This is a genomic window from Treponema berlinense (assembly GCF_052273165.1).
Taxonomy (GTDB): Bacteria; Spirochaetota; Spirochaetia; order Treponematales; family Treponemataceae; genus Treponema_D; species Treponema_D berlinense_A.
Genome location: NZ_DAVZIU010000026.1, coordinates 21,148 through 27,357, shown reverse-complemented (window position 1 = coordinate 27,357; position 6,210 = coordinate 21,148). Strand labels below are relative to the sequence as shown.

Annotated in this window: 5 protein-coding genes; 2 read left to right on the top strand and 3 right to left on the bottom strand. The window is 41.8% G+C overall.

What is annotated here, in order from left to right:
* Positions 1–314, top strand: a 314-nt coding sequence (locus ACT6XC_RS08285) for a hypothetical protein (protein WP_443741455.1), incomplete at its 5' end; no start/stop codon positions are given.
* A 347-nt stretch (positions 315–661) separates the two neighbouring features.
* A complete protein-coding gene (locus tag ACT6XC_RS08280) occupies positions 662–1,288 on the top strand; it encodes a lactate utilization protein (RefSeq protein ID WP_443738644.1) in 627 nt (208 codons plus the stop codon).
* Between the two features lie 84 nt (positions 1,289–1,372).
* On the opposite strand, the gene ACT6XC_RS08275 is transcribed toward ACT6XC_RS08280, so the two are convergent.
* From ACT6XC_RS08275 to purF, 3 genes are all read right to left on the bottom strand, one after another.
* Complete coding sequence (locus ACT6XC_RS08275) at positions 1,373–2,812, bottom strand: bifunctional indole-3-glycerol phosphate synthase/phosphoribosylanthranilate isomerase (RefSeq protein ID WP_443741454.1); 1,440 nt, start codon at positions 2,810–2,812, stop codon at positions 1,373–1,375.
* A gap of 8 nt (positions 2,813–2,820) precedes the next feature.
* Complete coding sequence (locus tag ACT6XC_RS08270; protein WP_443741453.1) at positions 2,821–4,419, bottom strand: bifunctional anthranilate synthase component II/anthranilate phosphoribosyltransferase; 1,599 nt, start codon at positions 4,417–4,419, stop codon at positions 2,821–2,823.
* Between the two features lie 317 nt (positions 4,420–4,736).
* Positions 4,737–6,113: an amidophosphoribosyltransferase gene (gene purF, locus ACT6XC_RS08265; RefSeq protein WP_443741452.1), complete on the bottom strand. Its 1,377-nt coding sequence runs from the start codon at positions 6,111–6,113 to the stop codon at positions 4,737–4,739.
* Between the last annotated feature and the right edge of the window lie 97 nt (positions 6,114–6,210).

Genomic DNA, 6,210 nt, shown 5'->3' with positions numbered 1-6,210 from the left:
GTTCCGCTGGCATTCGTTTTATACTCGAAAAACTTTTCCACACGAACAAAAACTTCCGCTTTTGTCTGCTATCTTGTCTTTCTTTTTCCTTCACTGATTTTCTTTTCAAAGAACTTATTTCAACCGTCTCAACTGACGGTGAAAAAGATATTAACACGAACTTAGCAAACTTGTCAAGCACTTTGTTAATTTTTTTTATTTTTTTTGAAACTTTTTATCTACCCTTTTGGGAAGTCGCTGTCTCGTCGCGACGTGAGAAAGAATATATCACCCATACGCATTTTGTGTCAAGCCCGATTTTCTCTTTTTTTTAAAATTTTTGATTTTTTTATGATTTTTTTTATTTTTACGACGCGTTACTATGCGCTTCCGCGCACGCCCTGCCTGTGGCAGGGATCCTGCGTGTCTGTGCCACGCTGCGAGTTTGCTCCGCAAACTCGGGAAATTTTACTGTGCGCTTCCGCGCACGCCCTGCCTGTGGCAGGGATCGGAAGGGACGCGGAGCGTGTGTTTTTGCCTGCAAAAATACCGGAGGCGAAAGCCGTAGCCCTGGAGAGCCCGGTTTTTGTGCAGCTTTGCGGAACAAAAAGCCACCCGGATTATTTATTTTGCTTCGTTCTGTTTTTTTTATGCTATAATAGAACAATTCGAGGTACACACTATGAACGAAAATATCGCTAAAAAAAACGAGGCTTTGGCTCAAACCGTTATTAAAGGGCTTGAATCACGCAATATGGCAGGTTTTTATGCCGCTTCAAAAGAGGATGCTCTCAAAACCGCGCTCTCGCTGATTCCTGAAAACAGCACAATCGCTATGGGAGGTTGTACATCCGCAACTGAAATCGGTCTAATTGACGCTCTCAAAAAAGGAAACTACAACTACATCGACAGGGCACAAATGGAAGCACGTGCAGGTCTTATGGCGGCTTATGATGCAGACATTTTTTTGGCAAGTGCAAACGCAATGACAAGCGACGGCGAAATAGTGAACATCGACGGAAACGCAAACAGGGTTTCGTGCATAGCTCAAGGTCCAAAAAAAGTTGTTTTTATAGTCGGAATGAACAAAATCTGTGCCGATTTGGACAGCGCAATAAAAAGGGCGCGCAACATAGCAGCTCCGGCAAACGCGCAAAGGTTCAATATCGACACTCCATGCAAAAAAACAGGCAAATGCTTCGACTGCAAAAGTCCAGACACAATCTGCTGCCAGTTTTTGATTACAAGATTTTCAAAGCATTCTGGCAGAATCAATGTAATTTTAGTAAACGACAATCTTGGATTTTAAAAGGAGGGAGAAGTCTCTCCCTTCGCGCCCACTTCGTTGGTCGCTACCCTCTCTACGGGGGAGTTTCCCCCGTAACGCCCCCCCCTATTTTTCTAATTCTTCAAACAGTTTTTTTATTTTTGCTTCGCTTTTTTCACCCAAAACACCGTCTTCGATTCCAGCGGACACATCGATAAGTTCCGGATTGTATTTTTTGCAGACCTCGTACACATTTTCAGGAGTGATTCCGCCAGCAATCCAAAGATGCGAATTTTCACTTGCAAAAAAGTTCTGCTTTTTAGAATCCTGCAAAAACCTCGCTTCGCCAAAAGATGCAAGTTTTTCCGATTTTTTTTCAAGGCTGCCTGTTTTTTCAGTCAGAGCAAAATAATGAGGAACATTTCTTAGATAATCTGGCGTATTTTCGTAATCAATTCCGTGGATTTGGATAAAATCCAGCACACCGCTTTTTACAAGTTCTATCGCAAAATAAGATTCATCGCTTTTTGGATTTGTTATAACTCCAACTTTAATAGCCTTTACAGCTGGAAGAATGTTTTGAATTTCCGCAAATTTTTCGCCATAGACATTCCGTCCAAATTCCTTTGCAAAAATAAAACCGACAAAATCCGCTCCAAGAGAATCTGCAAAAAGAGCATCTCTTTTGCGCGTAAGTCCGCAGATTTTTACAAAAGGACGTTTTTTTTCGCCCGAATTGTTTTTTAAGGCGAGTTTTTCGGCAAGCTCAATCATTTTTTTGCCGTAAAGATTTTCTTTTGAAGATTCAAACGCATTTACAAAATCGCAGGCTTTTTCCGGATTACGTGCAGCAAATTCTCCGAGTAAAATTCCAGAAAATCCCATTGAACCAATTTTGAAAGCTGCCTCGGGCATTGTAATTCCACTTTCAAAAATCACGTCGCCACCAAGTGTTTTTTTAAGCTGGGCAGGAACAAGAAGATCTATCGAAAAATCTTTTAAGTTACGTGAATTTACTCCGCAAACAATCGTATTTGGAAAATATTTTTTTACTTCAAGAACTTTTTTTGCATCATCTTCCGTGCGGACTTCGACAAAGGCGCGGATTCCAAGTTCTGCGCATTTTGCCGTCATAGACTTCATTTTTTCTAAAGTTAAAATTCCCGAGATCAAAAGAACAGCATCGGCTCCGCAAAGATATGCAATTTCGATTTCGCGCTCATCAATCAAAAAATCTTTTCTCAAAACGGCAACATCCGGAACGGCGGCGCAAACTTCAATCAAATCGGAAAGGCTTCCTTTAAAATAATTTTCTTCGGTCAGACAGCTGATTGCCTTTGCACCATTCGCGCGATATTTTTTTGCAGTTTCGGCAGGATTTAAGTCTGGAGCAATGTCGCCTTTGCTTGGACTTGCCCGCTTTACTTCCAGAATTACCCCACGTTCCGCCATAAAGGGATTTACAGGGCGAATGCGTTTTTTTGGAATTTCAAAACCAAAATTGTAACCTCGAGTGGCAATGTCTTTTTTTCGCTGTTCTACAATCTGTGCAATTACATTTTTCATAATTTTTTTTACATTCCTCTGCTCACTTCCACAATCTCGTTAAGCTTTGCAAGAGCTTTTCCAGTATCAATTGATTCAAGCGCCATGCCGTAGCCTTCTTTTAAATTTTTTGCCTTGCCAGAAAGATACAAAACCGCTCCTGCGTTCATTCCGACTGCGTAACGGATTGTTTTTTTGCCTTTTCCGTTCAAAACCTCAATTCCGAGCGCCGCGTTTTCTTTTCCGTTTCCGCCAGAAAGCTCGTCTTCCTCCGCGTCCGTTATTCCAAATTTTGAAGGTTCAATAATAAAAGACGCTTCGTGTCCGCGCTCATCGATTAAAAATGCGTGTGTTTTTACACAAGGAGAAATTTCGTCATAGCCGTCATCGCTTGCAACCGTCATTACACGCTTTGCTCCCAATTTTTTTGCAGCCCTTGCATAATCCCTTAAAAGCGACTTTGAAAAAGCTCCCAAAACTTCATATTCTGCACCAGCAGGATTTAAAAGCGGTCCCAAAATATTCATAATCGTCTTAATGCCCAAAACTTTTCTTACAGGAGCCGCAAAACGCATTGCAGCGTGATAAACTGGCGCCATCAAAAAACCAAAGTCCGTTTTTTCAACCAGGGCCGCAGTTTTTTCAGGCTCCGCCATAATATTTATTCCAAGATTCTCAAAAAAGTCGGCCGCCCCCGATTTTGAAGAAACAGCGCGATTTCCGTGTTTTGCAACCGGCTGACCGCAACTCGCAACAACAATGGCAGAAAGCGAAGAAATATTAAAACTTCCCTTGCAGTCGCCACCAGTTCCTACAATTTCTGCCAAACCTTTTTTTTCGCAGACAAACGGAGTTTTTATTTTTAAAAGCGCGCGTGCACAGCCAGTCATTTCGCTCACAGAAACGCCCTTTGCCTGAATGGCAACAAGAATTGCCGCCATAACACGCTCATCCATCGTTCCGTCGGCAACATTTTCCATAAAAAATGAAGCCTGTTCTTCCGTCAAATCTTTTTTTTCAAGAAGCTGATTCAAATAATCCGCAACAGGAAGATTTTCGCGTCTATAATTTACAAAATTTAAAAAAATGTCCTTACAGTGTTCACTCGCAATCGATTCTGGATGAAACTGAACTCCTTCTATCGGCAGAGTTTTGTGACGAATTCCCATAATATCGCCATCTTTTGCGCGTGCCGTAACTTCAAAATCAGAACTCAAACTTTTTTCATCAATCACAAGCGAATGATAGCGCGTAAATTTGCAATTTTTTCCAATCGTACGGAACAGGCCTTTTCCGTCAAGCTCAATATCCTGAATAATTCCGTGGCAAACATTTTTGGCATGCACAATTTTTGCGCCAAAAGCTTCTCCAATCGCCTGATGCCCAAGACAAATTCCCAAAATCGGCACTTTTCCGGCAAAAAATCTAATGGCTTCAACACTCACTCCAGCCTGAGAAGGATTTCCAGGTCCCGGAGAAATAACCAGAAAATCCGGTTTCATCTGAGCAAGCTGCACAACCGAATATTCGTCGTTTCTTACAACCCGAATTTCCTGCTTAGTGTACATCTGCAAGCTCTGAACAACGTTAAAAGTAAAACTGTCGTAATTATCTATAACCAAAATCATATTTTTCCTCCAAAAAACAAAGGCGAAACAGACAAAAAAGGAGGGGGAAAGCCTTCCCCTGCGCGCCAGCCGCATACGCGTCTTACGCTACCCTTTCCAGCGGGCTTCAAACGCCAGCCCGCAACGCCCGCTCAGCTCCTGTTTCTATACAAAGAAACATACATCTTAAAACACGTTTCTGTCAATAGAAACACTTATATTTTTTTAAGTTTTTTTTTCATCATAAACAATAAAAAAGGCTGTCCCTGCAAAACTTTATTTGCTTTAGGACAGCCAATTTTTCGAATTTTTCAACTTTTTGATTTTTTTAACAAATATTAAACTGGATATTCACCGTTAAAGCAGCCTTTGCAAAAACTGTCGCCACCCAAAGCCTTTATCATTCCGTCCAGGCTTATAAACGCAAGAGTATCTGCTCCAATTTCCTTACAAATTTCGTCGACTTCGTGCATGCTCGAAATCAATTCATTTTTGCTTGGAGTGTCGATTCCCAAATGGCACGGAAATTTTACTGGCGGCGAGCTTACTCTAAAATGCACTTCCTTTGCTCCAGCCCTTCTCAAAATCTGAACAAGACGCCTGCTTGTAGTTCCCCGGACAATAGAATCATCAATTACAACGACTTTTTTTCCGCGCAAATCGCTTGAAATCGCATTCAACTTTACAAAAACCATATTTTCGCGTTCTTTTTGCGTCGGTGCAATAAAAGTGCGTCCAATATATTTATTTTTGACAATTCCCGTCACATAAGGAATTCCGCTCGCTTTTGAATATCCCATCGCAGCGCCAATTCCGCTGTCTGGAACTCCAACGACAACATCAGCCTCGACAAAACTTTCCAGAGCAAGAGCCTGTCCCATTCTGTATCGCGCTTCCTGAATAGGAATTCCGTCAATAACGCTGTCCGGTCTTGAAAAATAAACATACTCAAACACACAAGTTTGCTTACGGTTTTTTACATCAATTAACGAAGAATGAATCCCGTCTTTATTGATAATAATAATTTCTCCAGGTTTAATGTCGCGGACAAGCTCTCCATTCACCGAATCAATCGCACAACTTTCACTTGCAAGAATATAACCGCCCGGCTTCCCGTCAACTTCCGGCAATTTTCCAAGGCACAAAGGACGAATTCCGTTTGGATCGCGCACTCCAATCAAAGAATTCTGAGTCAAAATGCACAAGGCATACGAACCCTTTATAAGCTGCATCGTTCCGCGAATCGCATTTTCAATTCCTTTTTTGTACGAACGCGCAATCAATTTTAAAATAACTTCAGTGTCGCTTGTCGAATTAAAAGTGCTTCCCGAATCTTCAAGCATTTCACGCAAAGGTTCATAATTTACGAGTTGACCGTTATGAGCCAGGGCAATCGAACCGAGCTTAAAACTATTCAACATAGGCTGAGCATTTTCAATCGTCCGTCCACCTGCCGTTGCATAGCGCACATGGCCAATCGCAATTCTTCCCTTCAATTCTTCAAAATCTTCTTTATGAAAAACGTCGCCGACAAGTCCCTTTTCTTTTTTCAATTTTAAAGTCTGCCCGTCGCTAGCAACAATTCCTGCGCTTTCCTGCCCCCGATGTTGCAAACTTACAAGCGCAAAATACGCCATCGAAGAAGCAGTTGAGTCGCTTTCAAGATTTTCCGGCCTGAATATTCCACAGACGCCACATTCATCTTTTAATCCCATTTTAAAACTCCAGTTTTTGGGCGGCTTTTGTTTCGCTTTGCTGCACAAAACCGGGAGCTTCAGGGTTCCGGCTTTCGCCTCCAATATTTTTGTTCTG

Excerpts from the sequence above, each read along its gene's own strand:
- ACT6XC_RS08270 (WP_443741453.1), bottom strand. The coding sequence starts at position 4,419 with ATGATTTTGGTTATAGATAATTACGACAGTTTTACTTTTAACGTTGTT.
- purF (WP_443741452.1), bottom strand. The coding sequence starts at position 6,113 with ATGGGATTAAAAGATGAATGTGGCGTCTGTGGAATATTCAGGCCGGAA.
- ACT6XC_RS08280 (WP_443738644.1), top strand. The coding sequence starts at position 662 with ATGAACGAAAATATCGCTAAAAAAAACGAGGCTTTGGCTCAAACCGTT.
- ACT6XC_RS08275 (WP_443741454.1), bottom strand. The coding sequence starts at position 2,812 with ATGAAAAATGTAATTGCACAGATTGTAGAACAGCGAAAAAAAGACATT.